Source organism: Geobacillus sp. LYN3, assembly GCF_003064505.1.
GTDB lineage: Bacteria > Bacillota > Bacilli > Bacillales > Anoxybacillaceae > Parageobacillus_B > Parageobacillus_B toebii.
Genome location: NZ_QCWL01000021.1, coordinates 3614 through 5122, shown reverse-complemented (window position 1 = coordinate 5122; position 1509 = coordinate 3614). Strand labels below are relative to the sequence as shown.

General features: G+C 33.9%; 3 protein-coding genes and 1 pseudogene. 2 read left to right on the top strand and 2 right to left on the bottom strand.

The annotated features are described in order from the left end of the window. Positions 1–158 precede the first annotated feature (158 nt). A pseudogene (locus tag DCC82_RS16500) lies at positions 159–281 on the bottom strand (IS256 family transposase); the annotation flags it as partial. Between the two features lie 200 nt (positions 282–481). On the opposite strand from DCC82_RS16500, the gene DCC82_RS18615 reads away from it, so the two are divergent. Beyond that, the gene (locus DCC82_RS18615; RefSeq protein ID WP_286171367.1) at positions 482–604 is read left to right on the top strand and encodes a hypothetical protein; all 123 of its coding nucleotides are present in this window, start codon (positions 482–484) and stop codon (positions 602–604) included. Positions 605–663: 59 nt separating this feature from the next. On the opposite strand, the gene DCC82_RS16495 is transcribed toward DCC82_RS18615, so the two are convergent. Next, positions 664–1041, bottom strand: a complete 378-nt coding sequence (locus tag DCC82_RS16495) for a tyrosine-type recombinase/integrase (protein ID WP_233253071.1) — start codon at positions 1039–1041, stop codon at positions 664–666. A gap of 323 nt (positions 1042–1364) precedes the next feature. On the opposite strand from DCC82_RS16495, the gene DCC82_RS18420 reads away from it, so the two are divergent. Then, positions 1365–1509, top strand: a 145-nt coding sequence (locus tag DCC82_RS18420; protein WP_353652439.1) for a hypothetical protein, incomplete at its 3' end; no start/stop codon positions are given.

The window sequence follows — 1509 nt, the reverse complement described above, 5'->3', positions numbered from 1 at the left end:
GGAGAGGGTTTTCTGAAGGAATGTGCAAAAAAATGGCTCTTTTGTTCCGAAATAAAGTGATAATTTACACTATAGTACACAAGAACCCCGTGGCTTTAGCCATCGGGAGGTTCAGAGAGTTAACAACTCGAAATATATTTTAAATTTATTACATCGTGTTCTATTTCGAGGAAATTCTTGATTTCTTCCCGCATGATCAGTTCTAATTTTTCCTTTACAAACTGACGAATGACACTTTCCAGCTGATTTGCCCAGTCGACATTCGGTATACTTTTAGACATAGGTAGGGTTCTCCTTTCTCTGGAATGTGTTGTGGTCCAAATCAGAGAATACCCTACCTTTTTTCTTTTGTTCTAGCAAAATGCTTTACACAAACTTTTATACATCATCGATTTATCAGAAAAATTAACGATTAATTAAATTCAATATGTTATAATCTTTATGTATTGTAAATTAAATCAAGAAATGGGGGGAATAGAAAATGGGAATTGGTGATTTCTTTTTTCAGGTTTCTTCAGTTCTTATTATTTTTGTTTCTGTCGCTTTAGTTTTTCTAGTATTTAGATTTTTATTTAGAAAATCAAAAAAAGAGGAAAATTATTAAATGTATTTACATTAGATAGACATCATTCTTCTAAAAAGCAGCAAAATTTTAATAAAAATTCAGATAAATATTGTTATAAAAGTAATAAATGACGTACCAAAACTGAAACTGATGTCAGTTTGTACGTCATTTTTATAGCTGGATTTACCTAAATATGGTTCACTATCGTAGTGACAATACAACAGTGTATCTTGAATAGGAACAAAACGTTCGAAGCGACCTTTTGTATTTCGAATGCGGATGACTTTTTGCTCCCAAATAATATCCGTTGTTTTTATACTTACTAATTCATTTACTCGAACCCCTGTTTCCAACAGCAACATCATAATCGTATAATCCCTTAAACCTACAAACGTGCGAAGGTTGCATGCTTTAAATAACGCCTTTATCTGCTGGTTATCAAATGTTTCTACAATCCTTTTTCTATCCTTCAGCAATTGATGTCTTTCATCGGATTGCTTTTTATGAGATTTCGTCCTTCCAAAAAGTTAAAAAACGCCCTCATGGCTCGCAAACGGGAATTGATACTGACTGTCTTAAGACCTTTTTCTCTCATGTACATAATGACATTTCGCTTAATGGTTTCTCCTGTCCATTCACTTACACGTAATTCGATTTCTTGCTCGATGATGTATAAAATTTTGTGTAAAGCATTTTGCTAGACCAAAAGAAAAAAGGTAGGGTATTCTCTGATTTGGACCACAACACATTCCAGAGAAAGGAGAACCCTACCTATGTCTAAAAGTATACCGAATGTCGACTGGGCAAATCAGCTGGAAAGTGTCATTCGTCAGTTTGTAAAGGAAAAATTAGAACTGATCATGCGGGAAGAAATCAAGAATTTCCTCGAAATAGAACAGGCCGGAACATCAAATATGAGAAATGGCTACTATCAACGAAATCTG

Excerpts from the sequence above, each read along its gene's own strand:
- DCC82_RS18615 (WP_286171367.1), top strand. The coding sequence starts at position 482 with ATGGGAATTGGTGATTTCTTTTTTCAGGTTTCTTCAGTTCTTATTATT.